The organism is Antarctobacter sediminis, from assembly GCF_019218285.1.
In the GTDB taxonomy this organism is placed as follows: Bacteria; Pseudomonadota; Alphaproteobacteria; order Rhodobacterales; family Rhodobacteraceae; genus Antarctobacter; species Antarctobacter sediminis.
Window position 1 is genome coordinate 607,845 of sequence record NZ_JAHUZG010000001.1, and the last position, 25,918, is coordinate 633,762.

At 62.3% G+C, this 25,918-nt stretch carries 29 protein-coding genes; 14 read left to right on the forward strand and 15 right to left on the reverse strand.

What is annotated here, in order from left to right; translation table 11 throughout:
• The first annotated feature begins 86 nt into the window (after positions 1 to 86).
• Positions 87 to 965 carry an endonuclease/exonuclease/phosphatase family protein gene (locus tag KJP30_RS02850; RefSeq protein ID WP_218447492.1) on the forward strand — a complete coding sequence of 293 codons (879 nt, stop codon included), beginning with the start codon at positions 87 to 89 and terminating at the stop codon, positions 963 to 965.
• A gap of 83 nt (positions 966 to 1,048) precedes the next feature.
• Positions 1,049 to 1,474 (forward strand): lipocalin-like domain-containing protein, encoded by a 426-nt coding sequence (locus KJP30_RS02855; RefSeq protein WP_218447493.1) that lies wholly within the window; start codon positions 1,049 to 1,051, stop codon positions 1,472 to 1,474.
• A gap of 49 nt (positions 1,475 to 1,523) precedes the next feature.
• Here KJP30_RS02855 and KJP30_RS02860 read toward each other — a convergent pair whose 3' ends face one another.
• On the reverse strand, positions 1,524 to 2,468 hold the full coding sequence (locus tag KJP30_RS02860) for a cyclase family protein (protein ID WP_218447494.1): 945 nt from the start codon (positions 2,466 to 2,468) through the stop codon (positions 1,524 to 1,526).
• A 245-nt stretch (positions 2,469 to 2,713) separates the two neighbouring features.
• On the opposite strand from KJP30_RS02860, the gene KJP30_RS02865 reads away from it, so the two are divergent.
• Positions 2,714 to 2,965 carry an excalibur calcium-binding domain-containing protein gene (locus tag KJP30_RS02865; RefSeq protein ID WP_246594332.1) on the forward strand — a complete coding sequence of 84 codons (252 nt, stop codon included), beginning with the start codon at positions 2,714 to 2,716 and terminating at the stop codon, positions 2,963 to 2,965.
• Between the two features lie 6 nt (positions 2,966 to 2,971).
• Here KJP30_RS02865 and KJP30_RS02870 read toward each other — a convergent pair whose 3' ends face one another.
• The 5 genes from KJP30_RS02870 to KJP30_RS02890 form a co-directional block, all read right to left on the reverse strand.
• Complete coding sequence (locus KJP30_RS02870; protein ID WP_218447495.1) at positions 2,972 to 3,388, reverse strand: ester cyclase; 417 nt, start codon at positions 3,386 to 3,388, stop codon at positions 2,972 to 2,974.
• Between the two features lie 104 nt (positions 3,389 to 3,492).
• Positions 3,493 to 4,569, reverse strand: a complete 1,077-nt coding sequence (locus KJP30_RS02875) for a methyltetrahydrofolate cobalamin methyltransferase (protein WP_218447496.1) — start codon at positions 4,567 to 4,569, stop codon at positions 3,493 to 3,495.
• On the reverse strand, positions 4,566 to 5,234 hold the full coding sequence (locus KJP30_RS02880; RefSeq protein ID WP_218447497.1) for an HAD family hydrolase: 669 nt from the start codon (positions 5,232 to 5,234) through the stop codon (positions 4,566 to 4,568). The genes KJP30_RS02875 and KJP30_RS02880 overlap by 4 nt, the downstream gene beginning before the upstream one ends.
• Before the next feature lie 4 nt (positions 5,235 to 5,238).
• Positions 5,239 to 6,168: a methylenetetrahydrofolate reductase gene (locus tag KJP30_RS02885; protein ID WP_218447498.1), complete on the reverse strand. Its 930-nt coding sequence runs from the start codon at positions 6,166 to 6,168 to the stop codon at positions 5,239 to 5,241.
• A 36-nt stretch (positions 6,169 to 6,204) separates the two neighbouring features.
• Complete coding sequence (locus KJP30_RS02890) at positions 6,205 to 6,501, reverse strand: virulence factor (protein WP_218447499.1); 297 nt, start codon at positions 6,499 to 6,501, stop codon at positions 6,205 to 6,207.
• A 233-nt stretch (positions 6,502 to 6,734) separates the two neighbouring features.
• Here KJP30_RS02890 and KJP30_RS02895 point away from each other — a divergent pair, with 233 nt between their 5' ends.
• Entirely contained in the window at positions 6,735 to 7,427 is a 693-nt protein-coding gene (locus KJP30_RS02895) for a sulfotransferase family 2 domain-containing protein (protein ID WP_218447500.1), read from the forward strand.
• Between the two features lie 32 nt (positions 7,428 to 7,459).
• Positions 7,460 to 8,572 carry a Ppx/GppA phosphatase family protein gene (locus KJP30_RS02900; protein WP_218447501.1) on the forward strand — a complete coding sequence of 371 codons (1,113 nt, stop codon included), beginning with the start codon at positions 7,460 to 7,462 and terminating at the stop codon, positions 8,570 to 8,572.
• Positions 8,573 to 8,603: 31 nt separating this feature from the next.
• Here KJP30_RS02900 and KJP30_RS02905 read toward each other — a convergent pair whose 3' ends face one another.
• Positions 8,604 to 8,951: a DUF1428 domain-containing protein gene (locus KJP30_RS02905; RefSeq protein ID WP_218447502.1), complete on the reverse strand. Its 348-nt coding sequence runs from the start codon at positions 8,949 to 8,951 to the stop codon at positions 8,604 to 8,606.
• A gap of 136 nt (positions 8,952 to 9,087) precedes the next feature.
• Here KJP30_RS02905 and KJP30_RS02910 point away from each other — a divergent pair, with 136 nt between their 5' ends.
• From KJP30_RS02910 to KJP30_RS02930, 5 genes are all read left to right on the forward strand, one after another.
• Positions 9,088 to 9,819, forward strand: a complete 732-nt coding sequence (locus KJP30_RS02910) for an RlmE family RNA methyltransferase (RefSeq protein ID WP_218447503.1) — start codon at positions 9,088 to 9,090, stop codon at positions 9,817 to 9,819.
• Between the two features lie 329 nt (positions 9,820 to 10,148).
• Positions 10,149 to 10,775, forward strand: a complete 627-nt coding sequence (locus KJP30_RS02915; RefSeq protein ID WP_218447504.1) for a GDSL-type esterase/lipase family protein — start codon at positions 10,149 to 10,151, stop codon at positions 10,773 to 10,775.
• The gene (locus tag KJP30_RS02920; protein WP_218447505.1) at positions 10,772 to 11,212 is read left to right on the forward strand and encodes a lipocalin family protein; all 441 of its coding nucleotides are present in this window, start codon (positions 10,772 to 10,774) and stop codon (positions 11,210 to 11,212) included. Before KJP30_RS02915 ends, KJP30_RS02920 begins: the two co-directional genes overlap by 4 nt.
• The gene (locus KJP30_RS02925; protein ID WP_218447506.1) at positions 11,209 to 11,970 is read left to right on the forward strand and encodes an SDR family oxidoreductase; all 762 of its coding nucleotides are present in this window, start codon (positions 11,209 to 11,211) and stop codon (positions 11,968 to 11,970) included. The genes KJP30_RS02920 and KJP30_RS02925 overlap by 4 nt, the downstream gene beginning before the upstream one ends.
• Before the next feature lie 95 nt (positions 11,971 to 12,065).
• The gene (locus KJP30_RS02930) at positions 12,066 to 13,472 is read left to right on the forward strand and encodes a carnitine 3-dehydrogenase (protein ID WP_218447507.1); all 1,407 of its coding nucleotides are present in this window, start codon (positions 12,066 to 12,068) and stop codon (positions 13,470 to 13,472) included.
• Between the two features lie 58 nt (positions 13,473 to 13,530).
• Here KJP30_RS02930 and KJP30_RS02935 read toward each other — a convergent pair whose 3' ends face one another.
• Entirely contained in the window at positions 13,531 to 14,280 is a 750-nt protein-coding gene (locus tag KJP30_RS02935; RefSeq protein ID WP_218447508.1) for a hypothetical protein, read from the reverse strand.
• Positions 14,281 to 14,398: 118 nt separating this feature from the next.
• Between KJP30_RS02935 and KJP30_RS02940 the strand changes: the two genes are divergently transcribed.
• On the forward strand, positions 14,399 to 15,274 hold the full coding sequence (locus tag KJP30_RS02940; RefSeq protein WP_218447509.1) for a glycosyltransferase family 2 protein: 876 nt from the start codon (positions 14,399 to 14,401) through the stop codon (positions 15,272 to 15,274).
• Between the two features lie 3 nt (positions 15,275 to 15,277).
• Here KJP30_RS02940 and KJP30_RS02945 read toward each other — a convergent pair whose 3' ends face one another.
• The 4 genes from KJP30_RS02945 to KJP30_RS02960 all read right to left on the reverse strand — a co-directional run bounded on the left by KJP30_RS02945 (position 15,278) and on the right by KJP30_RS02960 (position 18,619).
• Positions 15,278 to 15,817 (reverse strand): hypothetical protein, encoded by a 540-nt coding sequence (locus tag KJP30_RS02945; protein WP_218447510.1) that lies wholly within the window; start codon positions 15,815 to 15,817, stop codon positions 15,278 to 15,280.
• Between the two features lie 154 nt (positions 15,818 to 15,971).
• Positions 15,972 to 17,342 carry a M20/M25/M40 family metallo-hydrolase gene (locus KJP30_RS02950; protein WP_218447511.1) on the reverse strand — a complete coding sequence of 457 codons (1,371 nt, stop codon included), beginning with the start codon at positions 17,340 to 17,342 and terminating at the stop codon, positions 15,972 to 15,974.
• A gap of 57 nt (positions 17,343 to 17,399) precedes the next feature.
• A complete protein-coding gene (locus KJP30_RS02955; RefSeq protein WP_218447512.1) occupies positions 17,400 to 18,074 on the reverse strand; it encodes an anti-sigma factor in 675 nt (224 codons plus the stop codon).
• On the reverse strand, positions 18,071 to 18,619 hold the full coding sequence (locus KJP30_RS02960) for a sigma-70 family RNA polymerase sigma factor (protein WP_218447513.1): 549 nt from the start codon (positions 18,617 to 18,619) through the stop codon (positions 18,071 to 18,073). Before KJP30_RS02960 ends, KJP30_RS02955 begins: the two co-directional genes overlap by 4 nt.
• A 266-nt stretch (positions 18,620 to 18,885) precedes the next feature.
• On the opposite strand from KJP30_RS02960, the gene hemA reads away from it, so the two are divergent.
• The 3 genes from hemA (at position 18,886) to ispG (ending at position 23,297) form a co-directional block, all read left to right on the forward strand.
• Positions 18,886 to 20,115 carry a 5-aminolevulinate synthase gene (gene hemA / locus KJP30_RS02965; RefSeq protein ID WP_218447514.1) on the forward strand — a complete coding sequence of 410 codons (1,230 nt, stop codon included), beginning with the start codon at positions 18,886 to 18,888 and terminating at the stop codon, positions 20,113 to 20,115.
• Positions 20,116 to 20,238: 123 nt separating this feature from the next.
• Positions 20,239 to 22,080 carry a helix-turn-helix domain-containing protein gene (locus KJP30_RS02970; protein ID WP_218447515.1) on the forward strand — a complete coding sequence of 614 codons (1,842 nt, stop codon included), beginning with the start codon at positions 20,239 to 20,241 and terminating at the stop codon, positions 22,078 to 22,080.
• 92 nt (positions 22,081 to 22,172) lie between these two features.
• Entirely contained in the window at positions 22,173 to 23,297 is a 1,125-nt protein-coding gene (gene ispG, locus KJP30_RS02975) for a flavodoxin-dependent (E)-4-hydroxy-3-methylbut-2-enyl-diphosphate synthase (protein ID WP_218447516.1), read from the forward strand.
• A 4-nt stretch (positions 23,298 to 23,301) separates the two neighbouring features.
• Here the strand turns inward: ispG and KJP30_RS02980 are convergent, their stop codons facing one another.
• Genes KJP30_RS02980 through KJP30_RS02990 form a run of 3 tightly spaced genes read right to left on the reverse strand, consistent with a single transcriptional unit; the run spans position 23,302 to position 25,861 of the window.
• Positions 23,302 to 23,706: a hypothetical protein gene (locus tag KJP30_RS02980; protein ID WP_218447517.1), complete on the reverse strand. Its 405-nt coding sequence runs from the start codon at positions 23,704 to 23,706 to the stop codon at positions 23,302 to 23,304.
• 17 nt (positions 23,707 to 23,723) lie between these two features.
• Positions 23,724 to 24,506 carry a DsbA family protein gene (locus KJP30_RS02985; protein ID WP_218447518.1) on the reverse strand — a complete coding sequence of 261 codons (783 nt, stop codon included), beginning with the start codon at positions 24,504 to 24,506 and terminating at the stop codon, positions 23,724 to 23,726.
• 26 nt (positions 24,507 to 24,532) lie between these two features.
• Positions 24,533 to 25,861, reverse strand: coding sequence for a M48 family metalloprotease (locus KJP30_RS02990; protein ID WP_218447519.1), 1,329 nt, complete (start codon positions 25,859 to 25,861; stop codon positions 24,533 to 24,535).
• Between the last annotated feature and the right edge of the window lie 57 nt (positions 25,862 to 25,918).

Consider the following 25,918-nt stretch of genomic DNA (forward strand, 5'->3'; position numbering starts at 1 on the left):
GAAATTCAGTCTCAGTATTCCGCCACAAGCGATTCCGGTCAAACGCGATGGTTGACCAAAGCCCGCCCCTGACCCGAGGGTGAACCATGCGGATTGCCAGTCTGAACATGCAGAACCTGCGATTGATGCCCGGAGGCGCGCTTTTTGGCGCACGGGACCGCGATGATGTCGAAGATGCGGGTCTGGATTGGGCGGACCGCCGGTTGACCGCCGATCTGTTGGCGCAGGCGAACGCGGATGTGCTTGCGCTGCAAGAGGTTTTTGATGCCGATAGCCTGAATGCCTTTCACGAGCGCTTTCTTGTGGCGCGGACCGGCCCCTACGCGCATCGTCTTTGTTTGCCGGGCAATGATGGGCGCGGTCTGGATGTTGCGGTCATGTCGCGAAGACCCTGGGACGCTGTCCATAGTCATGCCGGGCTGTCACCCGTGGATCTGGGTCTGTCCACACCGGAAGGGATGGATCCGCAAGCGCCGGTGTTCCGGCGGGATTGCCTCGAAGTGCGTTTTGGCGCGCTGAGGTTGTTCGTGGTGCATTTCAAGGCCCCCTATCCAGACGCGGCACGGGCCTGGGCCGTTCGGCGGCTGGAGGCCAAAGCCGTGTCCCGTCTGGTCGCGGAGGCCGGGCCGCTCTGGCTGGTTGCGGGGGATCTGAACGAACCGGACGGGGACAATCGCGCTGTCGGGCCGTTGGAAGCCATGGGTGAAAACCTGATGCAGCGACTGCCACGGAATGATCGGTGGAGCTACTTCCAGTCTCAGGAAAAATACCGTGACACGCCGGACGGGTTGATTGCCTCGCCACTCTTGGCGGGCCAGCTAAGGGGCATCGCCCCCAGAGTGCTGAGGATCGGGATGGGCCATGAAGCCGGAGCGCTTGGCGCCGCCCGCCTGAAAGGAACCGGCTATCATCGTCCACATGCAAGCGATCACGCGGCGGTTGTTCTGGATCTGCCGGGGCTATGAGTAAGGGGCGATCCGGTCGGTGATTGGCGCTATACTGCTTACGGGCCGAATTGGTCGGCGCACCTTTCAGCGGAGGAAGGCAGATGGCGGATGCCCAAGACCTGATCGGATCGTGGAGGATGGTTTCGTGGACGCGGCAGGCGTTGGCGACCGGAGCGGTGACCGATGCGCAGGGACCGAACCCGCTGGGCTATATCGCCTATCATGGCGATGGGCGCATGATGGCGACGGTGTTCCAGCGAAACCGCCCGGTGCGCGATTCAGCGCGATGGAGCACCGAGCAAAAGGCCGAGTTGTTCGATACGATGCTGGCCTATGTCGCTGCCTACACGCTGGACGGAGACAAGATCATCCACCATGTCGAAGGCGCATGGAACCCGGATTGGGAAATCGACCTGACGCGGCCTTTCACCTTGTCCGGAACCCGGCTGGTCATTAGCGGTGCGCCCGGCGTCGATCCTGTGACCGGGGAACAGGTGATTTATCGGATGGAATTCGAAAAGGTCTGACCGGGCAGAGAGTGGGGCTGGTCCTCCGCCCGGTCAGGTCGCTTTGGGATCAATACGCCGCCAATGGCGCACCCGGCGATCCGGTGGCCCCGGCGATCGGAACCGGGGCAAAGATATAGGCGAATTCGGACACACCCGCCGCGATCAACCGTTGGGTTGCGATGTTCTCATGGATGAATATCCCGTTCTTCGGGATCAACTCCATGTGGACGGGAAAAGCGACGGTGTTGTCCGGGTTCGGCAGCACTTCGATGGTCCAGGTGTCCGCTCCGACGATGGCGATGTCCCGCGCGATCAACCATGCCGCGGCCTCAAGCCCGATGCCCGGTTCGCCCGAGTTGAAGGTCACGTTGTCAGCGATCCAGTGGCGACCCCAACCCGTATGCAGCAGGACCACATCACCGGTGCCCGGTTCGGCCAGCCCCTGCGCTTTCAGCGCGTCTTCGATGTCGGCGACGGTGATCTCTTCGCCCGCTTCCAGATTGCGCCCTTTCAGTGCTACGAAATCCAGCACGATACCGCGGGTGAAAAACGGTTTGACGTGCTCGATTCCCAATTTCCGGGTGCCGGTGCCGCCAAAGACCTCCTCCATCGGGGTGCCGTTGTAGAACAGGTTGTGATCGCCGCCGATCCCGATATGGCTCAGCCCGTCGAACTGGGTACCAACCTGTCCGATCTCTGTGGCGATGAAATCATCCATCCAGATGATGCTGTTGGACCCCAGCGGTCCGCCGGCCAGTCCACGGGTGCCGCGCACGGCAAAGACCCGCGCCCCGAAAAGCGGCATGTCCGCGGTGTAATCGCGCCCGAGAGACAGGACAGAGCCGGTTTTGATCAAGGCCGTCGCCTGCAAAGCCTTGTCAGGGGTCATCAGGTTGGACGCGCCGGCCATATCGGTCGAGCCGTATTTCGACTCGGTCCATGATTGGGCTTCGGCGCATGCGGCGAGAAAACTGAAAATCGTTACCACACAAGCAAGTTTGACGAATTTCATTTCTTCCTCCCATTTTGCCCGAAAAATCGGGCCGTCGGCAAAGACCGACAGGAGGCAGTCTACATCATTTCATGTAATTGACGTAGGGTAAGGTGTCTGCGTGGTTGCGATTGGAACTTGGCTCGACAGGGCCTCATCGGATCACATGCGCGGGAAACCGGCGCTATGAGTGGCCTGTGTTTTGTCTTGCCTCGGAAGGACTGTGGGTTCAAAGGTTAACAATTCGTTAATGCAAGAGTGAGCACATGGGACGTTTATCCCTTTTGACCTTTTTCCTTGTCAGCAGCACAGCCTTCGCGCAGCCCGATCAACCCAGCCCGATGGAACGGCTTGACCAGTTCCGGACCGCGCAGGCATTTGATTGTCGCAACGTCAGTTGCAAGCGGCTGCGATCATGTGCCGAGGCCTGTTACAAGCTACTGCAATGCGGGCAGAGCAAGCGGGATGGCGACAAGGACGGCATCCCCTGCGAAAACCTGTGCAAGCGGCGCTGCTAGTCAGCCTCAGAACGGCGAGCCCGGCACCGCTCCCAGTTGCCGTTTCACGGCATCCACGTCGCCCAGAACCCAAAGCTCGGACAGTTTGCCCTTGGCGATCGTGAAAAAGGCGGCACCGGCCCATTCGATTTCCTTGTGGGTTGGCGCGACGCCGAAGAACGTGCCGCGATGTTTGCCGCGAAAGGTCATCCGGGCGGCGACCCGGTCGCCGGTGCAAACCATGTCCTCGATTGTGCAGGTGTAATTCCCAAGGGCCGCGTGGACGTCATCGACGTAATCAAGGAACCCGGCAAGGCCACGCTTTTCCGGTCCGAGCGATCCGCGAAACCGAAAATCCGAGGCGATGATGTCACGGGCCGTGTCATGATCGCGCCGGTTCCAGACATCTGCGTAAAAGCGCTCGACCAAGTCTTTTGGTGTCATTTCTGTTTCCCGGTTGGTGAGGTTTCTCCGCCGTGGCAGAGGCGGCGCGCAAAGCAAAAAAGGCCCGGTGTGAAACCGGGCCTTTTCGTGTTGGGTTACGCGGCTCAGGCGCGGCGGCGACGGCCACCGCCACGGCGGCCCCGGCCACCTTCGCCATCGGCGGACGGCGGTTTGTTGAAGGCGATCCAGTTGGCGCCGCCCTCGTCGTTGTTGGTCAGGAAGTTGGCAGCGCGGATCGCTTCCATTTCCTTGCCGGCGCGCGGTTTGGTCGATCCCATGCCAAAAAGCGTGACAAAGGTTTCGTCGTCCATGTCCTCGGGGAGGATGATGCCAGCCGCGGCCACTTCGGCCTTTTTCTCGGCAATTTTGGTGGCGTTGATCGGCAGGGCGACCGGGTTCATGATCGCCGAAGTCATGCCTGCGCCCATGGCCATCGGCAGAAAGGCGTTGTTGATGCCGTGACGGTTGGGCAGGCCAAAAGAGATATTCGACGCACCGCAGGTGGTGTTGACGCCCAGTTCCTCACGCAGGCGACGGACGAGGGTAAAGACCTGAAGCCCGGCGGTGCCCATTGCGCCAATCGGCATGACCAGCGGGTCAACCACGATGTCATGCGCGGGAATGCCGTAATCGGCGGCGCGCTCGACGATCTTTTTCGCCACCGCAAAGCGGACTTCGGGATCTTCGGAAATGCCGGTATCGTCGTTCGAGATCGCCACAACGGGCACATTGTATTTCTTGACCAGCGGCAGCACCATTTCAAGGCGTTCTTCTTCGCCGGTGACCGAGTTCAGCAGCGGACGGCCCTCGGCGGCGGCAAGGCCGTTTTCCAGCGCGCCGGGGACCGAACTGTCGATGCACAGGGGGACGTCGACGGTTTTTTGGACCACTTCTACAAGCTGCTTCATCAGCGTCGGTTCGACAAAGTTGTTGTCCGCATAGCGCGGGTCTTCGGCCATTTTGTTGGAGAAGACGGCGCCCGAGTTGATGTCCAGCACTGTGGCACCCGCGGCGACCTGCGCAAGCGCGTCCGCTTCGACGCGGCTGAAATCGCCAGCTTCCAGTTCGACGTTCAGGATCTTGCGGCCCGTGGGGTTGATCCGTTCACCGATCACGCAGAACGGTTCGTCAAAGCCGATGACGGCGGTTTTTGTTTTCGACTCGACGATGGTGCGGGTCATTGAACTGGCTCTCCTGTCAGGCGCGCTAGGATTGTTTCCAGCGCGGGGTCGTTGAAATCTGCAATTGTGTCTCGTGCGCCATGGGCGCGCAGGTCTGTATCCGAAAGGCCGGAGCGGACCCCGACGGTGTAAGCACCGGACCCTGCTGCCGCGCGCAGGCCCGAGGCGCTGTCCTCGAAGGCGACGGCCTGTTCCGGGGCTACGTCCAGCGCGCGCATGGCGGCCAGATAAGGCTCCGGGTCGGGTTTTCCGCGCGCGCATTCTTCGCCGATAATCAGCAACTCGAAAGCATCGCGCAGACCCACGGCACCCAGCATCGCCTCGGCGTTCAGCCGGTTGGCGTTGGTCACAACCGCCAGCGCCCATCCTTCGGCGCGGGCCCGTTCGATCAGCGCCTCGACACCCGGCATGGCCGGGTAGGGACGGGGCAGGCGGTCGCGGAACTGTGCCTCCTTGAGGTCGGACAGGCCCTGCGGATCTTCGAGCTCGGGCAGGAACTCGGCAAAGAAATCCGTGTTCAGCCGCCCGTGGACATGCGCCATGTAAAAGGACTCGGTCACCTTGATGCCATAGGGCTGCATCAGGTCGACAAAGACCTCCCGATGAATGTCATCGGTCATCAACATGGTGCCGTCCAGATCGAACAGCAGGGCCGGTCGCGTCATGTCCTCAGCCGTGCGCCGCAGCGGGGCGGGCGTTTTCGCCGCCGTTGTTGATCGCCCATTCCGCGTTGGTCTTGATGCCGCCCAGCGGGAAGAAATGGACCTGCTCGATGTTGAAGTCCGGGTTTGCGGCCTTGTGCGCGGCCAGCTGTTCCAGAACCTCGGTCGGCTCGTAAGGCAGAAGCAGCTTGGACACGTCCATCGCGCGTTTCTGCAGAACCTTGAGCGAAGGGCCGACGCCGCAGGCGATGGCGAACTTGATCAGGGTTTGCAGCTTGGCCGGACCGGCGATGCCGATATGAACGGGCAGGTGGATGCCCTCGGCGGTCAGCCGGTTGGCCCAGTCGATGATCGGACCGGCGTCAAAGGCGAACTGCGTGGCCAGCGCCATCTGCGCGTCCGTCCGTTCCGAGAAGGACTGTTTCCAGCGCAGCGCCTCCATCACGACCTCGTCGCCGCCGTTGGGGTCAATGTCCTTGTTGCCCTCGGGGTGGCCGGCCACGTGCAGGCGCTTGAAGCCCGCCTTGTCGAAGAGGCCGGTTTCCATGAGCTGCATGGACGAGTGGAAATCGCCGTGCGGATTGGTGACGCCACCGGCCAGCAGCAGCGCCTGTTCGACGCCGGCCTCACCCTGGTACATGGCGATCCAGTTTTCCAGCGTGGCGGTATCTTTGATGATGCGGGCCGGGAAATGCGGCATGACGTTGAAGCCGTCCGCCGAGAGGCGCTTGGCCGTATCAACCATTTCCTCGATCGGGGTGCCCTCGATATGGGCGATGTAGACGCGGGTGCCCTCGGGCAGCAGCGCGCGGAAATCCTCGACCTTGGCGGCGGTGCGCGGCATCACCTCGATCGAGTAATTGGCCATGAAGGCCTCGAGGTCGGGGTTGCCGGTCCGCGGGGCGGTGTCGCGCTTGCGGAAGTTCAAGAGGGCCATCAGCGTCTCCTTCAGGGTCATGTCGGGGGCAGGGCCTCAGGCCCAGCCGTCGTTGGCAATAAGCGCCTTGATGCGCTCGGCGTCGAATTCGGCCTCCAGCCGCGCGGCGGCGGCATTGGCGGCTTCCTGGGGATCGCCCTCGACCGTCCCCGAGGCCACCTTGCGCCATTCGGCAAGATAGGCGTCGGTTTCGGCGGCGCCGGTCTTCATTGCGGCACGGTCGATGGCCTGTTCGAACCGCTCGGGCAGCTGGACCTTGGCGCCGCGACGGCCCTTGCCCACGATGACCTGTGCGGGGATGTCGCGCCAGTAGACGATGGTCAGCTCTGCCATGGGTCCGATTCCCTTGTTCCTTCATGACTCTTTACGCGTGGTGCGCGTCTGGTATGGGTCGGTTTTCGACTTGTCCCGCACCATGCGCGACAGCTTAGGCGGTGCGAGTGCGGGTTCCAACCGCCACGGAGACCAGAAGTTTTCAGCATCTAGATGAGGAAAATTAAGGTTTCTGCCCGATTCCTGCCATATGCCCTTGGTAGGGCCGGTATGCGTTACGAAAGGAAAAACTGTTGGTCATTGCCGTCGATGCCTGGAAACTTGCCTATGTCGCCTTGCCCAAGGCGGGGTGTTCCTCGGTGAAACAGGCCTTGGCGATGCTGGATCCCTGGGTGATCGTGCCGGATCAGCCCGATGTGCAGACGTGGCACCAGATCTATCAGACACGGCGGTTCAACGGCGCGCTTTGGGCGCAATATTCAGATTTCTTTCGGTTCTGCGTGGTCCGCGATCCCGCGAAACGGCTGATGTCCTGTTACACGGATATTGTCGTCAAGCGGCGCGCGCTGAAGGACAGTCCGCGGGTCCGCGCGGCCAGCGGCCTGCCGCTGGATCCCGATCCCGATACGTTCTTCATGCGTTTGTCGCGCTATCGTCGCAAATCCTCGATTGTGAAACATCACGTTCTTGGCGCAGAGCTTTTCCTTGGCCCTGACCTGCGGGCGAATTTCGACCGGGTTTACCGAACCAGTGAACTGGGCCAACTGGCCTGCGACCTCTCGCGACAAACGGGGGAAACGGTGACGATGCCGCATGCCAATTCCAGCGGTGGCAAACTGTCGATTTTCGATCTTGAGGGGCGCACCATCGACCGGCTGCGTCCGCTACTGGAAGATCAATACGACTACCTTGCGGACTACTTCACCAATCCACTGGGGGCGAAGATACATGATGCTTGCGCGATCCCGGAACGGCGCGTATCGTGAAGGCAAGTTGATCTCGGAAAAGGCGCAACATCATGGCGCCAAAGCGTCCCAAGGCTGCGGGCGCTTTCCCGAAACCGGTCGAGAGCCCCGCGCCGTCAAGGCCAGATCCCAACGCGCTCTATGCCGCTCTGGATCTGGGTACAAATAGTTGCCGCATGCTGATTGCCCAGCCGAAGGGCAGCCAGTTCCATGTGGTTGATAGTTTCTCAAAGTCTGTCCAGCTGGGACATGGGCTTGAGAAAACTGGCCGACTAAGCCGGGCGTCCATGGGGCGCACCGTATCGGCCCTGCACGTATGCAGACAAAAGATCGAACGTCACAAGGTCACGCGCATGCGTCTTGTGGCCACCGAGGCATGCCGCAGGGCGCGCAACGCCCGCGAATTCATCCGGCATATCAAGCGGGAAACCGGGCTGAAGATGGAAATCATCCAGCCCGAGGAAGAAGCGCGTCTTGCCGTGATTTCCTGCGCACCGCTGGTGTCTACCAAGACCGAACAGCTTTTGGTGGTGGATATTGGCGGCGGGTCGACGGAGCTGGTCTGGATCGACCTCAGCAAAGTGGCGCCACGGGATCGCCCGCGTGCAATCATGCGGCTGCATGCCGGGTTTCATCCTCCGGACAGCCCGTTCCCCTCGGCCAAGGTGGTGGACTGGATCAGCGTTCCGCTGGGGGTGGCGACGCTGCGCGACCAATTTTCGGACGTGATGGATGATGCCGCCCGATATGCCTTGATGAGCTGGTATTTCGAGGAAAACCTGTCTGAATTCGCGCCGTATCAAGATGAACAGGCGCGAGAGGGTTTCCAGATTGTCGGCACCTCCGGCACGGTGACGACGGTCGCCGCCTCGCATCTGGGGTTGCGCCGTTACGACCGGACCAAGGTGGACGGTCTGCGCATGTCTTCGGACCAGATCGAGTCGGTGATCCAGCGCTATCTGGAAATGGGACCGGCGGGCCGCCGCAAGGATCCTCGGATCGGGCCGGACCGCCACGCGCTGATCATGAGCGGCAGCGCCATTCTTCAGGCCCTGTTGCGGATCTGGCCGACGGATCGGTTGTCGGTCGCCGACCGTGGCCTGCGCGAAGGATTGCTTTACGCCCAGATGTCAGCCGACGGCGTTCTGGAGGATGGGCCCCTGTAAAGGCCCATCCGGTGCGTTACAGGCCGCCGCGTCAGGCGCGGGTGCGCAGCAATTCGTCGAAACCGCCAAATATCATGCGCTTGCCGTCAAAAGGCATTTCGAATTGCGGTTCGTCGTTCATCATCTTGGCCCAGCCCGCATCGCGGACCTCTTTTGACGGCCAGACGATGTATCCGGCCGCAACGCTTTCGCCCGCCTCCAGCTTGACCGCCAGTGGCAGGGAGGTCAGTTCGCCCTCTGGCACATCGCTGGGCCAGAGGTCGACGACCTCGCTTGCGCCAAAGCCGATGAACATCTCATGCGTGGTTTTGACAAAGGCGTCATAGTCCGCACGTTTGGCATCAAGGACCGGGGCAAGAAAAATATCGTAATAGGGCATCACAGCCTCCACCTGTTCGCAATGCCTGACGCTAACACGGCTGTGACGTCAGGCGAGTAACAATCGGCAGCGGGTGGTTGCCGGGCGGCGGTGCTTTGGCGTATGGCTTTGGTTCCGTCACAGGAAGCGTATGGATATGGCTAAGACACCTACCGGCAAAGGTTCGAGCAGCAAGAACACCTCGGGGCGCGGGCAACGCGACCTGAAGGTCAAGGTCAAGACAGCGCGCGGGCGCAAGCTGTCCTCGACCCGCTGGCTGCAACGGCAGTTGAACGATCCCTACGTCAAGCGCGCCAAGGATGAGGGGTTTCGTGGACGCGCGGCCTTCAAGATCCTTGAGATCGACGAAAAATACCGTTTTCTCGTGCCCGGGGCGCGGGTGGTCGATCTGGGCTGTGCTCCGGGTGGCTGGTGTCAGGTGGCTGTGCCGCGCGTCAACGCGCTTGGCGACAGGCCGGGCAAGGCGCAGGGTTTTGTTCTGGGGGTCGATCTGCAAGAGGTCGAACCGATTGCCGGGGCCGAAATTCACCAGCTTGATTTCATGGAAGACGGAGCCGACGACAAGGTAAAGGCGTGGTTGGGCGGCAAGGCCCATGTGGTCATGTCCGATATGGCCGCGGCCTCGTCCGGGCACAAACAGACAGATCACCTGCGGATCATCGCCCTGTGCGAAGCGGCGGCACATCTGGCGTTTGACGTGCTGGAAGAGGGCGGCACCTTTGTCGCCAAAGTCTTGCAGGGCGGGGCCGAAGGCAGCCTTCAGGCCGAATTGAAACGCCGTTTTGAGAAGGTGGCCAATTTCAAACCGCCGGCCAGCCGCTCCGACTCTTCCGAAAAATTCGTTGTCGCAACGGGGTTCCGCGGCTGAGCGAGGCGATGGCCCGGCGTTGCAGGCCGATGGCCTGTTCCTTGGTCAGCGTCTGCTCTTTAGCGGGACGCAGGTCATCGTCTGGCGGGCTCTCTTGCTGAAATAGCGAGAAGAGCCGCGCATGGCGGGCAGGGCGCAAAGGCGCCTCTTGGGATTTGTCGTCTCGCATGGTGGCCTCTCATGTGGCAGCGGGCCTTAGGGTGCGAATGTCCCTCAGCAGCGCGCTCTATGCGCGATGAAGGCGGAAAAAACAAGTCTCCACCATGCATTTGAGGGATTGACGCCCAGTGGCTGCTTCGTCTGGATGGGCGAAACCAAGGGAGAGCGGCATGAAAACGATCCTGTGCTATGGCGACAGCAACACCCATGGCACCGCGCCATTGCCCGCGCCGGGTGTGGATCTGCGGCATGGCCCGGGGGACCGTTGGCCCGATGCGATGGCGGCAGGTCTGGGGGCGGGCATCCGCGTGATCGACGAAGGGTTGCCGGGTCGCACCACGGTGCATGATGACATGGTCGAAGGCGGTATGCGCAACGGGGCGACCGTGCTGCCCGCCATTCTGCACAGCCACAAACCCATCGACGTGATGGTCCTTATGCTGGGCACCAATGACCTGAAGACCCGGTTTTCGGTCAGCGCGTGGGAAATTGCCCGGTCGGTCGAACGTCTGGGCCTGATGGCACAGGCCGAAAACGTGGTGCAAGATATCGTTCTGGTGTCCCCGGCCCCTGTCCGCGAGATCGGCGCACTGCAAGAGGTTTTCGCCGGGGCCGAAACGCGCCAGCAAGGGCTTAACGGGTTCATCGAGGCGGCGGCAAAGCGGCATGGCTGGGGGTATGTAGATGCGGCCGCGCATGTCGAGGTTTCGCCCACGGATGGCGTGCATTGGGAGCCGGACGCGCATCGACGCTTTGGGGCGCATATGGCCATGGTTGTGGCCGGGCGGTTGGGGTGAAGCGTCTCTGCCTGCTTTTGATGCTGGCGGGATGCGCGGCGGCGCCGGTTCCGCGCGATGTGCCGTTGCGCAATCCGACCGCGCCGGTGGCCTCGCAAGTGGATGCAACCCTGACTCGGCTGACGGGGGACTGGCGTGTCGTGCAGGGGGCCGGTGTGGCGCCGGGGTCGTCGGTGAACGTGTCTTCAAATCAGGTGTCACTGGCGGGGCAGGTTCGGACCGTGCGCGACGACGGCCAAGGGCGGCTGTCACTGGATGGCGCGCCGCTGTGGATCTACTGGATCGACGCCGACAACCGGACGGCGGCGCTTGGCGATCCGGACGGTCGGCGGGTCTGGATCATGGATCGAACCGGACAGCCGGGCGAGCGTCTGCGTGCCGCACGCGAGATTCTTGAATGGTACGGCTATGATCTGACACGGCTGGAGGGCCTATGAAACGCGTTGTCATCACGGCCGGAGCCGCGGGCCTGGGGCTTGCCATGGCGCAGGGCTTTCTTGCGCGGGGCGATCGGGTTGCCATTTGCGATGTGGATGCGGAGGCGGTCGGGCGGTTCCGTCATGCGCATCCTGAGGCCATCGCAGAAGTGGTCGATGTCACGAATGAAGCGGAAATCTCCGCCTTCCTCGATCAGGTCGAACAGCGGTTTGGCGGCGCGGACGTGGTTTGCGCCAATGCGGGCACTGGCGGGCCTGCCGGACGGATTGAAACACTGGATCTGGATGCCTGGCGCGCCTGTGTCGATGTGAATGTGACCGGGGCTTTCCTGACATGCCGCTGGGCGGCGCGGGTCATGCGGGCCCAGAAAAGCGGCCTGATCGTCCTGACCAGTTCGACCGCAGGGCTGTTTGGCTACCCCTTGCGCGCCCCTTATGCGGCGGCGAAATGGGCCATCGTCGGGCTGACCAAAACGCTTGCCATGGAACTGGGCCCGGACGGCATCCGGGTCAACGCCATCTGCCCGGGCGCCGTGGAAGGCGACCGGATGGACCGTGTTGTCGCGATGGAAGCCGCCGCCTCGGGCAAGACCGAGGATGACGTGCGCGCGGCTTATGTCAAAGGCGTGTCCATGCGCAGTTGGGTGACAGGCGAAGAGGTGGCCGACACGGTGCTTTGGCTGGCGTCGCCGCAGGCGCGAAAGATCTCGGGTCAGATCATGGCCATCGACGGGCATACTGAAACGCTGGTCCCGTGACGGAAACTGCACGGTTCTTGCCGTGTTCTGCCGGACGCTACCCGGCAAGGGCTGCAATCTAGGCGCGGGATCACCGTTCAAAAAGGGAGAGACAGGTGGCAAATCGGGCAGCGATCATCGGCGGCGGTGTCATTGGCGGCGGCTGGGCGGCGCGCTTTGCGTTGATGGGCTGGGAGGTCCGGGTTTTTGATCCCGACCCCGAGGCAGAGCGCAAGATCGGTGAGGTCATGGCCGGTGCGGCCCGCGCCCTGCCCATGCTCTACGAAGCTCCGATGCCCGCCCGTGGCCCCATTGTCTTTTGCAAAACCTTGGCCGAGGCGGTCGAGGGGGCAAGCTATATTCAGGAAAGCGTGCCAGAGCGGTTGGATCTGAAACACAAGGTCTATGCCCAGATCCAGGCGGCTTGCGATCCGCTGGCGGCGCTTGCCTCGTCGACCAGTGGCTTTACCCCGACGCAACTGCAAGAGGGCTCGGCCCGGCCCGGTCAGATCGTCGTCGCGCATCCATTCAACCCGGTCTACCTCTTGCCGCTGGTCGAACTGGTGCCGGGGCCGGGGGCCGCGCAAGAGACCGTCGAGTCCGCGCGCAAGACGCTGAGCGCGATTGGCATGTACCCGCTGCATGTGCGTGCCGAGATCGACGCGCATATCGCCGACCGCTTTCTTGAGGCGGTCTGGCGTGAGGCACTGTGGTTGGTCAAGGACGGCATTGCCACCACCGAAGAGATCGACAATGCGATCCGCTATGGTTTTGGGCTGCGTTGGGCGCAGATGGGGCTTTTCGAAACCTACCGTGTGGCGGGGGGCGAAGCCGGAATGCGGCACTTTATGGCGCAATTCGGCCCTGCGCTGGAGTGGCCCTGGACCAAACTTATGGACGTTCCAGAGTTCACCGATGAGCTGGTTGACCTGATCGCGGATCAATCCGATGCACAATCGGGACACATGTCGATCCGGGAACTGGAACGTTTGCGTGACAATAACTTGGTGGCCATTCTTCGCGCTCTGAAAATGCAGGACGCCGCGGCGGGTAAGCTGATACGGGATCACGATGACAGCCTGCGTGGCCCGTTGGACGAGGCTGTTCCGATGGTCACGGTGCGACGGATCGTGCCGGTGGATTGGACCGACGCCAATGGCCACATGAACGAAGGCCGCTACGGGCAGGTCTTCTCGGACGCATCCGAGGAACTGATGGCCCATGTCGGCGCGGACCGCGCGTATATCGAGGCTGGCAACAGCTATTTTACCGCGGAAACCAACGTTAAGTATCTTGCGGAAACCCTTGCAGGCGAAGACATTATTGTCGAAACCAAGGTTCTGTTGGGCGAGGGGAAGAAACTGCGTTTGTGGCATGAGATGAAACGCGCCGAGGACGGCGAGCTTATGGCCACATGCGATCAGTTCCTGCTGCATGTATCTTTGGAAAGCCGGAAAAGCTGTCCGCCTCTGGACCATGTACGCGAAAACGTCGAACGGCTGGCCAATTTGCACGCCGGTTGATTGCCTGCGGGGTGAGTTGTTGAAACTCTCCTGCTTACAATCGCTTACAGGTCGACCTTCAGTCGTACCGAAAGCCGAGCCGCTCTTCGGTTTCAAGGTCAAGGGCACCGCGCAAAAACGAAAGATCCTCGGCGGGAAAACTGTCGGGGGTTTGGGGACGTTCATCCACCGAGGGCAGAAACTTGGACCCCAGCCTTTTGACAATGGGGCGGTAGGGTTTCTCTGGCGTTGGCAGGTCATAGGCCGTCAGCAGTGCCGACAGAAACCCCTGAGGGTCGTGCTGAACCGTCTCCATCCGGCACAGGACGACAGCGCAACCTCGGTTCAGGAAGGACAGCAGCCCCGACAACTTGGCCCGTCGCAGGGCAAAGAGGTTGGGGAACACCTGTCCGGTGATCGGATGGCGGTCATGCTGCAACGGTTGCCCGACCCCGCCGATGGCCTGAACCTGCGGGAAATATCTTTTGCGATCCGCAATGGTGGCCCATTCCGCCCGAATGAACCTTGGAAAGGGCAGCACCTGCATCTGCGGCGGACAATGCCAGGGCTTTGAATGCATGGACAGCGCCCAGGCTCGAGCATCGCGAACGCAACAGACCACCAGAACCTGCGGCGGGATCGCGGTCATATGCGGGAACCCGTGCTTCCAGCCAAGATCCTCTGTCGGGGTCAGACCCGTGTTCCGGCCGATCAGGCGCTTGACGAAATTTGTGCCCGAGGACCTTTCACCGAAAACCTGAAAGCTGACAGGCCGGGCAGGGCCTCGCACCATCTGCCAGCCGGTTTCCGCAAACCTGTCTTCGATCATGGCTGCCCTTTCCTGCCCGTGGGCACAGACTAGCGGGCCTGTGGCCAGAATGCGATTCTCATAAGCGCCGCAATGCTGTACCTTGACCGGCAAAACAACGGCGAAGAGGCCAGAGCAGATGCAATCGGTGGCAGCGGCGCTGACCATGGTGCGCGGCGACGCGTTTTTCCTGAAGGCCTGGGTGCGCCATTACGGCGAGACCTTGGGCCGCGAGAATTGCTATATCGTGAACCACGGTCGCGGAGATGATGTGGCTCGGATCGCAGAAGGCTGTAATATCATAGGTATACCGGGCGATCCTCACCCAAATTTCGACATGAAGCGTTGGCGGATGCTGAACAATTTCGTTCAGGGGTTACGTTGTTATTTCACCCATGTGATCGTTGGCGACGTGGATGAACTGGTCGTGGTGGATCCGTCCCACGGTGGCAGCCTTTTGGATTACCTCCGCCAGGTAAAGCCGAAGCGGGTGCTGACGCCCTTGGGCCTTGAGGTCATTCATCGCATCGACGTTGAACCGGAGGAGATCACAGGGCCGATCATCGGGCCGCGCAGGCATGTCCGGCTGGCACCGCATTACTCCAAACCCTGCATCCTGAGCCATGGGGTCAAGATCGCGCGCGGGGGGCATTTTACCCAGTACGATCAACTGATTGCCCCGGAGGAACTGTATCTGTTCCATCTAAAGTTCTGTGATTTCGGAAACTACGTCGAAACGATGAATGCCCGAAACCGCGTGACTGAAGAAGTGGGCACCAAGGTCGGCGACACGGCAATCGGTCGACATTGGTTTGCCGAGGCGCGGGGCGAGGATCGCGCCGTGTTCGAAGGTTTTGCGGAGTTGCCCTTGCAAGAGGGGTTTGATCTGTCCTGGGTCCGCAAGCGCATGGCCCGCAGTTGGGGCCCCCGAGGCGATACCGGGTTCTTTGCCTTCAAGCGACCGGACTACAATGCGCAGTATCTGCTGCCCGAGCGGTTTACAGGCATTATTTGACGGTCAATAGCCGCGTGACGAGGTAAAGCTGATCTGGTCGATGTTCAGGCCGGGAATGCTGTCTTCGAACAGGGCGCCCGCGCTGGCGAGGAAATTCTGCGACCGGCCATCCAAAAGGTCAAAGCCAAGGTTCACAACCGCGTCGGGTGTGTAGAACATCGCAAAAGCCAATGTGGCCCCAAGAAAATAGGCGCGTCCGTTCCGCCGTCCTACTCCGGCTGTCAGCGCCGCGCGGACCACCTGAAAGGTCAGCATAACCAAGGTGGCCGCCAGCGCCGCCGCCAGTCCTGACAGGATCAGGTTCTGGAACTCGGGGCTAAGCCCCTCTTGCCGCAGGGCAAGCTCGATACGGTCGCGATTGGTAGCGATGGCCGAGGCGGTATAGGCGGCACCAAACCCCAACAGGCAAGAGGTAAAGACCTTGGGTTGCGCGCTGCGCCTGACCATGGACCTTTGTGATGCGCCGGCCGGATCGATGCGGCGCACGCGCTTGCTAAAGTCGCTGTGGTCCTGTTTGCGAAAGACGGTGGGGCGATAAGGCATGGTCATGCCCAAATCGTTAACGCGGCAATTTGGCGGGAATGGCGATGAAATGTGGCGGGAAACGGGTTTTCCCGGTCAAAACACGCTGAATTTTATCGGAACAACCCAGGATGGCGGCACGCCCAAAGGGTATGCCGCCGGTCCGGGTCATGGTTTAGCGAATTGCGTCGAGGATCCGCGCCCAGCTGCGGATGCCTTTGTGAAAGCTCTCGACGTCGTATTTTTCATTCGGCGAATGGATCTGGTCGTCGTCCTTTGCCCAGCCAACCAGCATCGTGTCCATGCCGAGGATGGACTTGAAATAGCCCGCCACGGGGATCGAACCGCCGCAGCCGGTAAAGGCTGCCTCGTGTCCCCATTCATTGCCAAGCGCCGCACGGGCGGATTCAAACGCAGGGTGCGTGGTCGACATCTGTCCGGCGGGCGAGGCACCGTGGCCGTGGAATTCGACAGTGACATCCTCGGGCAGTTGTTCCCGTACCCATGCGCGGAAATGTTCGCGCAGGGCGTGAGGGTCCTGCTGGCCGACAAGGCGGAAGCTGACCTTGGCCGAGGCTTTGGACGGCAGGACCGTCTTGAACCCGTCGCCAGTGTAGCCGCCGATGATGCCGTTGATTTCCGCCGTGGGGCGCGACCAGATCATTTCCAGCGCACTGCGGTCCTGTTCCCCGGCGGGTTTGGACAGGCCGACGTCGCCAAGGAAAGTGCCGTGGTCAAATGCCAGCGCGTCCCATTGGTCCTTGATTTCGGCGGGCAGGTCCGGGACGCCATCGTAGAAATGCGGGACCTGGACGCGGCCCTGGTCGTCGTGCAGGTTGGCAAGGATCTTGGACAGAACGCGGACCGGGTTCATCGCCACGCCGCCGTACATGCCAGAATGCAGGTCCTTGTTCGGTCCGGTCAGGGTGATCTCTTCGCCCAGCAGGCCGCGCAACTGGGTCATGATCGCGGGCACGCGGCTTTCGAACAGGCCGGTGTCACAGATCAGGGCAATGTCAGCCTTCAATTCGTCCTTGTTGGCCTCAAGGAAGGGGATCAGCGAGGGCGAGCCGCTTTCTTCCTCGCCTTCGAAGAAAAAGGTGATGCGGCAGGGCATGGTGCCATGTTCTGCCTTCCATGCGCGGCAGGCCTCGACAAAGGTCATGAGCTGGCCCTTGTCGTCGGACGAGCCGCGTCCGCGGATTACCTTGCCCTTGGCGGTCTCTTCGATTGCGGGATCAAAAGGGTCACGATCCCAAAGGTTAAGCGGATCAACGGGTTGCACGTCGTAGTGCCCGTAGAACAGCACATGCGGGCCGTCACCCTCCACGTGGCCGACAACCATTGGGTGACCGGGGGTCGGGCGGGCTTCGGCGGCGATCCCAAGGCTTTGCAGGTCGGCCACCAGCCAGTCGGCGGCTTGCTGGCATTTGTCGGCATAGGCCGGATCGGTCGAGATCGAGGGGATGCGCAGCAGGTCCAGCAGCCGGTCGAGGGCGGCGGGCAGGTCGGAATCGATACGGGAAAGCGTTGCGTCGAGAGACATGAGGGCTCCTGAATTTTTCGGCGAGGCTAACAGACAGCTTTCCACTGTCCAGCCGGATCAGAGGGCAACCAGCAGAGCCGCGGCGAGAACCTCTCCGGTGGGGGCACCGGTGGGCGAGCCTCCGGGGGGTTCGTCCGAAACCGCCAGTGTCCCACCGTCCAGCCGCGCGGCAAGGTCGGGCGACAGGGCGATCTCGGCCCGGTCGGCATCGGGTAGAACGCCAAGCGACACCGGCGCCGGATCGTCCTCGGCAATCAGCCACAACTCCAGCGCGCGCCCGGGACGGGGACCGCCATCAAGACGGGCCAGAACCAGTTCGGTGCCGGTGATGCTGGCGTCGAATCGTAGCGCTCCGTCGGCAGAAGCGATCTGGGCGCCAAACTGCGGCCCGCGCAGGATCGGGGGCAGGGGCACCACCACGGCCAGCACCGCCAGCGCGGCAAGCCCCAGCCCGGCTCCCAGCCACCAACGACGCCCGCGCGATTCGGGCGCGCCGGAAATTTCTTGCAGCAGGGCGCGACGCACGCGGGGCGAGGCCGGAACATCGTCGAGATCCTCGGCCAGCACGGCCAGCCGGGCCTCCCAGTCGCGGACACGGGCCGCGAAACCGGCATCCTCCGAGGCGCGCCGGGCGGCGACACCTTCGAGGTCGGCGGACAGCAGGCGCAGCACGTATTCCGCCGCCAGCAGGTCATCGTCGTCTTCGGGCATTTCGGGCAGATCGGCGCTCATCGGGACATGCACTCCCTCAGGCTTTGCAGGCTGCGGCGCAGCCATGTCCGCATCGTGTTCAGCGGAACTTCGAATTTCACCGCCAGATCGGCGTAGCTGGCCCCTTCCAGATAGGCCCCCCGGACGGCATTGGCGCGGTCATTGGGCAGCTCACTCAGGCAGGCCACGATGCGGCGGCTTTCGGATGCGGCGATGGTCGATGCCTCGGGTCCGGGGCGGGAATCGGGCAGGGCGTCGGTTTCCGGCCCGTCCGAGCCGGCCTGCGCCCTTTGTCGGGCGCGCAACCGGTCGATGGCGATGTTGCGCGCCACCGTGATCAGCCATGTCATCGGGCTGTGGCCGGTTACGGCATAGCGATCTGCCTTGTTCCACACGCGCAAGAAAACCTCTTGCAAGGTATCCTCGGCCTCTTCCCGATCCTTGAGGACCGACAGGCATATCGCCAGCAGCTTGCCGCTGGTGGCGTCGTAAAGCGCCGAGAATGCGTCGCGGTCACGCAGGGCGATGCGCGCAATCATGGCCTCGATGTCGCTTCGGCTTGTCATGCACGCTCCGGTCTGCAAGGACAGGTCGAACCTAGTCCGGGTCGGCCCCGAGGCCAAGCAATCATGTTTCCGATATGCGTCATTACGTATCGGGTTTCGGCTTTTCCTTGGTCACGGCGTTGATTCAGATCAAGGATGCGACCGTAAGTCCGGACCTAAACGGTAGACACATGACCTCGTGGGCGATAGTTATTCATGAAATTGAATAAGCTGTGGCCCGCAGCACCGGCCCCTTGGCAAGGGTCGCTAGTAGAAGGAGGAGCCCGGTGGACTACACCGCGAAACTGGATGACGCCCTGAACCGTCTGCACGAAGAAGGCCGTTACCGCACCTTCATCGATATCGAACGCAAGAAGGGCCAGTTCCCCCATGCCACCTGGTGCAAGCCGGATGGCGCCGAGGTGCCGATCACCGTCTGGTGCGGCAATGACTACCTTGGCATGGGGCAGCATCCGGTTGTCCTGAGCGCCATGCACGAGGCGATCGACGCCACCGGGGCGGGCTCGGGCGGCACGCGGAACATTTCGGGCACCACGGTCTATCATAAGCGTCTTGAGGCCGAGCTGGCCGATCTGCACGGCAAAGAAGCGGCGCTGCTGTTTACCTCGGCCTATATCGCGAATGACGCGACCCTTTCGACTTTGCCGAAACTCTTTCCGGGTCTCATCATCTATTCCGACGAGTTGAATCACGCCTCGATGATCGAAGGTGTCCGCCGCAACGGTGGCGCCAAGCGGATCTTCAAGCACAACGATCTGGCCGATCTGCGCGCCAAGCTGGAGGCGGACGACCCCGCCGCGCCCAAGCTGATCGCCTTCGAATCGATCTACTCGATGGACGGCGATTTCGGCCCGATCGAGGAAATCTGCGATCTTGCCGATGAATTTGGCGCTTTGACCTATATCGACGAAGTGCACGCGGTGGGCATGTATGGCCCGCGCGGCGCAGGCATCTGCGAACGCGACCGCCTGATGCACCGTCTGGACATCATCAACGGTACGCTGGCCAAGGCCTATGGCGTGATGGGCGGCTATATCGCCGCTTCTGCAAAAATGTGTGATGCTGTGCGGTCTTATGCGCCGGGTTTCATCTTTTCGACCTCGCTGGCCCCGGCATTGGCCGCGGGCGCAACCGCATCTGTCGCCTTTCTCAAGACCTCCGAAGGGCAGAAGCTGCGCGAAAAGCATCAGACACAAGCCAAGATCCTGAAAACGCGGCTTAAAGGCATGGGCTTGCCGATCATCGATCACGGCAGCCACATCGTTCCCGTGATCGTAGGAGATCCGGTCCACACCAAGCAACTGTCGGACATGTTGCTGGACGGCTATGGCATTTACGTGCAGCCGATCAACTTCCCGACAGTCCCGCGTGGGACAGAGCGGCTGCGGTTCACGCCATCGCCGGTGCATGGTCCCGATGAAATGGACCGCCTCGTGGGCGCGATGGACGAATTGTGGAGCCATTGTGCGCTGAATCGCGCTGAATTGGCAGGCTAAACCCCGCCGATACCTGTCAAACTACTTGAGATGTGTTAGCCTGAACGTAATAACCGACCCCACGAATCGTGCTGGTCGGACAGGGCAGGCACAGAATGATGGGTAGGATGGGGCAGTCTCGCTATGATCGGGCGCAAATCCCAACACCGTGAAGAGAACGGCGCAGAAGCGCCGCAGCAAAGCTTTGACGATTTCACCCTGAAGCTGGGTGATGTCATGCGCGGTGAACGGGCAACCATGGGTAAGTCTCTGCTGGATGTGCAGCGCGAGCTGCGCATCAAGGCAAGTTACATCGCGGCGATCGAGAACTGCGATCCCTCTGCCTTTGACACACCGGGGTTCATTGCCGGCTACGTTCGGTCCTATGCCCGTTACCTCGGGATGGACCCAGACGAAGCCTTTGCACATTTCTGCGCCGAAAGCGGTTTCTCTGTTGCGCATGGCATGTCGCAAGAGGCCTCGGTGGTTCGCAAACCCAAGGTCGATGCGCTGAAGGCCCGCAACCGGGATACGATTGCCGAGCCCCGCATGCCCTTTGCCCCGGCGCGCGACAGCATGTTGTCGCGGATCGAACCGGGCGCGGTTGGCTCGTCCCTTGTTCTGCTGGCGCTGATCGGTGGCATTGGCTACGGCGGATATCGCGTGTTGCAAGAGGTCCAGCGCGTTCAGGTGACACCGGTCGACCAGACGCCCATCGTGTTAAGCGAACTGGACCCGCTGCAATCCGCCATCGCGCCCAGTGCGCGCCCCGAGGGTGAAGAGGTCACACAGGCCGGTGTCTTTACGCCGCCGACCACCGAAGCCTTTGACCGGCTCTATCGCCCGCAGGCTTTGGACGTGCCGGTTCTGGTTGCGCGCGATGCGCCGATCTCGACGCTCGATCCCGAACGTGTGGGCGTCTTTGCCGGGGCCGGGCGGTCGGGCTTGCCCGCGATTCAGGACAGCTCTTTGGCGGCTGCGGCTTTGGCCGAACGGCTGGTTGCCGAGGGGGTGATCCCCGAATCCGCCACCGGTGCCGCGCCGGGCCTCAGCCTCGCCGGTGCCAAAGGGGTGACCGTGGTTGCCGTGCGCCCTGCTTGGGTCGAAATCCGTGCCGAAGGGCGCGGCGTGCTGGTATCCCGCGTGTTGAATGCTGGCGAAACCTTTTCCGTGCCCCGCGACGCTTCGAACGCCCGCATCCGGGTGGGCGAATCCGGGGCCGTTTATTTCAACGTCGACGGCCAGACATTTGGTCCGGCCGGCGCACCCGGTCGCGTGACCAGCAATGTGTCGCTGGCCGCTGCTGACCTTGTGGACCGATATAATCTTGCGGATACAGCCAAGGATCGCGACCTGGCGTCGGTTCTGGTGGATCTGAACCTGTCCGCGCCGCAAGTGGCGCTTGCAGAAACCGTGGACCGCACCGCGCAATCTCCGATCCTGACGGATCTGGCGCGCAAAGTGCCCGACACACCGCCGGTGGCGCGCCCGGAAAGCATCGCGCTTGCCGCGGCCATCGCCGCCACCCCTGTTGCCCCGACCCCGACACCGCAGCCGACCCCGGTTGCCCCGGCAGCGCCTGCTCCGGTGGCTGCTGTCGAGCCGGACCCACAACCGATCGTACCGCAAGTACCGCGCGTGACGGCGGAACCGGCCCCCGGGATCACCGTGGTCGCCGTGGCCGAAACATGGGTCGAAATCACGTCACCTTCGGGCAAGAAGCTGTTGGCGCGGTTGCTGAAACCGGGCGACACCTATCAGGTGCCCCAGACCGATCAGGCCCCGACGATCTTTTCGGGCAACGCCGGTGGCGTCTTTTTCGCGGTGAACGGTCAAACCTATGGTCCTTATGGGGCCAGCGGGCAGTTCGGACGGGATCTGGCGCTGTCGGCGAACGAGATCCAGCGCGAAATGGCCGTGGCAGATCTGAGCCGCAACCAGACCCTTGCCAAGGTTGTCGCGGAACTGAACCTGCAAGGTCAGTGACGGCAAGGCGCGGCGCCGGGACGCATGCTCTGGTCTGTCGCCCTGCGAAGGTCTAGGTTCGCCCCAAATCGACCCAACACAGGACCGAGCGCATGAGCCTCAATCACGTCCGCCCGTGGCGCAATATCTATCGCCGGAGCTCCCGCCAGATCATGGTTGGCAATGTCCCGGTCGGCGGGGACGCTCCGATCAGCGTCCAGACCATGACCAATACGGTCACAACCGATATTCCCGGCACAATCGCGCAGGTTCAGGCCGCCGCCGAGGCGGGGGCCGATATTGTCCGCGTGTCGGTCCCGGATGAAGACTCGGCCAAGGCGCTGAAAGAGATTGTCCGCGAAAGCCCCGTGCCCATCGTGGCCGATATCCATTTTCACTATCTCCGCGGCATCGAAGCGGCCGAGGCCGGGGCCGCCTGCCTCCGGATCAACCCGGGCAATATCGGCAGCCCGGAGCGGGTCCGCGAAGTGATTCAGGCCGCGCGGGATCACAACTGTTCGATCCGCATCGGCGTGAACGCAGGCAGCCTTGAAAAGCACCTGTTGGAAAAATACGGCGAACCCACCCCCGAGGCCATGGTCGAAAGCGGGCTGGACCACATCAAGCTGCTGCAAGACAACGATTTCCACGAGTTCAAGATCAGCTGTAAAGCCTCGGATGTCTTTATGGCGGCTGCCGCTTATCAGCAATTGGCCGAACAGACGGACGCGCCGATCCACCTTGGCATCACCGAGGCAGGCGGCCTGATGTCTGGCACGATCAAATCGGCCATCGGTCTTGGCAACCTGTTGTGGATGGGCATCGGCGACACGATCCGCGTGTCGCTGTCGGCGGATCCTGTTGAAGAGGTCAAGGTCGGTTTCGAGATTCTGAAATCGCTTGGTTTGCGCCACCGGGGCGTGAACATCATCTCTTGTCCGTCTTGCGCGCGGCAGGGCTTTGACGTCATCAAAACGGTCGAAACCCTTGAAAAGCGGTTGGAGCACATCAAGACACCGATGAGCCTGTCGATCATTGGCTGTGTGGTGAACGGCCCGGGCGAAGCGCTGATGACCGACGTTGGCTTTACCGGGGGGGGCGCTGGATCGGGCATGGTCTATCTGGCGGGCAAGGCCAGCCACAAGATGTCCAATGACAAGATGATCGACCACATTGTCGAAGAAGTCGAAAAGCGTGCCGCCGTGATCGAGGCCGAGAAACCCGAAGCTGCCGAATAGGCGGTTATTCCGAAAGGTAACGTGCCAGCACGAAAGCTGGCATGTCACCGCGGATCAACCTGTCCTTCATCACATAGGATGGCAGCACGTCCAGCCCGAGCGCCGCCATCAGGTCAGCGACCTTGGGATCGGCGCTGTCATGGATGCGGATGTCCAGCCCCCGTTCCTTGGCCATGGCGCGAAGGTCTTGGCCTGCATTTGCGCAGGTCGGACAATCGGGACCGATGAACATGGCGATCACCGCGCCTTCGGCCCCGAACAAATCGGGCGCGTGGCGGGCAATCAGGGCAAGATCGCTTTGCCGCTCGTCGGCATAGGGATCAACGGGCGCGGGCGCATTCAGCGCCCGCAACCGTTCACTCAGCGTTGCCTCTTGTGCCGAAACGGCTCCGGCACAGAGACAGGCCATTAAGAGCGCGGGGCGGATCAATCCGCCTCGGCGCGGATCTCCGCAACGATCTGCTGCATGGTCGGCAGCGGCGCGTAACCTCGGACCATCTGGTCTCCAAAGACAAAGCTTGGCGTGCCGTTGATGTTCATCGCCACCGCCAGTGCGCGTGTTTCAGCGATGCGACGCGACACTTCCTCGCTGCCCATCTCGGCCATAATCAGATCGGCATCCAAACCCAGCGTTTCCGCGATGCGGCGCAGCGGGCCGTTGCCGGGATTGCCTTCCAGCGTGATCAGTGCGTCATGAACCGCCTTGTAGGCTTCGTCGCCGGCGACGATCTTGGTCGCGATGGCAAATCGCGACGAGGTCATCGAAGCCTCGCCAAGGATCGGAAATTCCTTAAGGATGAAGCGGATATTGCCATCGCTTTCGATCAGTTCCTGAACTTCGGGATGGGCGCGGCGGCAGTAGCCACAGCGGTAGTCCGAAAATTCCACGATGGTGATATCGCCCTCGGGGTTGCCGCCGACCCAGGAAAACCCGTCGTCCAGCAAGCGGTCCATGTTGTTTGCAACCAACGCATCGTCCTGTGCGGCCTGCGCGGCTTTCTCCCGTTCTTCGAGGACGGCGACCGCCTCCATTATGACCTGCGGGTTGTCCAGCAGATAGGCGCGGACCTGCACACCGAAGGCGGCGCGCTGTTCCGGTGTCATGGCGCCAAAGTCGAAGTCGGGCGCATCCTGTGCCACGGCCATCGGCGCGGCGAGAAAGCAGAGGGCGGCAGCGGTGCCACGCAGGGCTTTGATGGAGGTGAACATGGAAACTCCTGGAAATGGGTGTCTGATTATTTCGCCTGTTTTGCCGCACTTAGCACATCCTGTGCCCGTTGCCACGGGGCAGAGCCGCGCGGCAGGGTCGCGACGGCCCGTTCGGCATGTAGCTTGGCGTCTTTCAACCGCCCCTGTAGGGCGTAGCGTTCCGCGGTTACAACCGAGGCCATGCCGGTCTGACCCAGTTTGGCATAGGCAACGGCAAGATCGCGCAGGACGCGGGCATCGGTGAAATCGCGGCCGCGGGCAGCCTCAAGAGACTTGAGCGCCTCTCGGTGATTGCCGGTTGCCAATAGCGCGCGGCCCAGACCGCCAAGGATCAGGGGTTCGCGCGGGGCACGACCGGCGGCGGCGCGATAGACCTGTACCGCCGCTCCGAACTGGCGCGATTCCAGCAGGATCTGGCCCTTGAGTTCCAACAGGTAAGGATCGTTGGGCCGCAGGGCGATGGCCTTGTCGATGGCCGAGACGGCCTTTTTCAGGTTGGATTGCCGGTGGTAGGCCACGGCCTCGCGCATGTAGGCGATGTCCTGACTGCCGCTGTCCTTGAGCCTGCGCAGGGTCCAGGACGGGGCGCGTTTGAAGGCACTCAGCTTGCCCTGTGCGCGTTTGAACCAATATTGCGCCGTCGGGTTACGGCCCGGGCTTTTTGTCCCGACCACCAATGCCTCAAGCGCGCGCAGCCGTTCCCGGGACAGGGGGTGGGACCGCATGTATGGGTCCTGCCGTCCGACGGACAGCGCCTCTTGTCCCCGGAAAAGCTGTTGGACCTCCAGCGCGCCGCGCGGATCGACGCCCGCGCGCACCATGTACCGGACAGAGGAAATGTCCGCGGCGGCCTCTTCGGCGCGGGTATGGGCAAGAAACAGGCGCAGCGCCGAACCTTGCGCGCCAAAGGCCACACCGGCGGCGGCCTTGCTGTTGGCACCGGCTGCTGCTGCGGCGGCGGCCAGAGCCATACCAATGCCCGCAGCCGTGCGCGCGGCCCGCATGTTGCCCAGACGGCGCGAAATATGACCGTTTGCGATATGGGCTGCCTCATGGGCGATCACGGCCTGCAAGGCCTCGGCGCTGTCCAGTCGCATGATCAGGCCCGAGTGCAGGAAGATATGGCTGGTGTCAGTCACGAAAGCGTTAAGCGAGCCATCGTCGATGACGATGATCTTGACCTGTTGAGGGCTGAGCCCGGCGGCGCTGAGCAGGGGGGCGGCCAACTGGCGCAGGGCATATTCCATGTCTGCGTCGCGCAAAAGCGTTGTCGCCGCCCGGGCCTGCGTGGTGGCCATCAGGGAAAAGGCCAGCACCGCCGTCAACAGCCGGGGCAGGATCGTGTCGCGGATCATTGACGGGCTGCTCCTTGTCCTCGTAAGCCTCACTGGCGACACAGTAGAGAGGCGGGC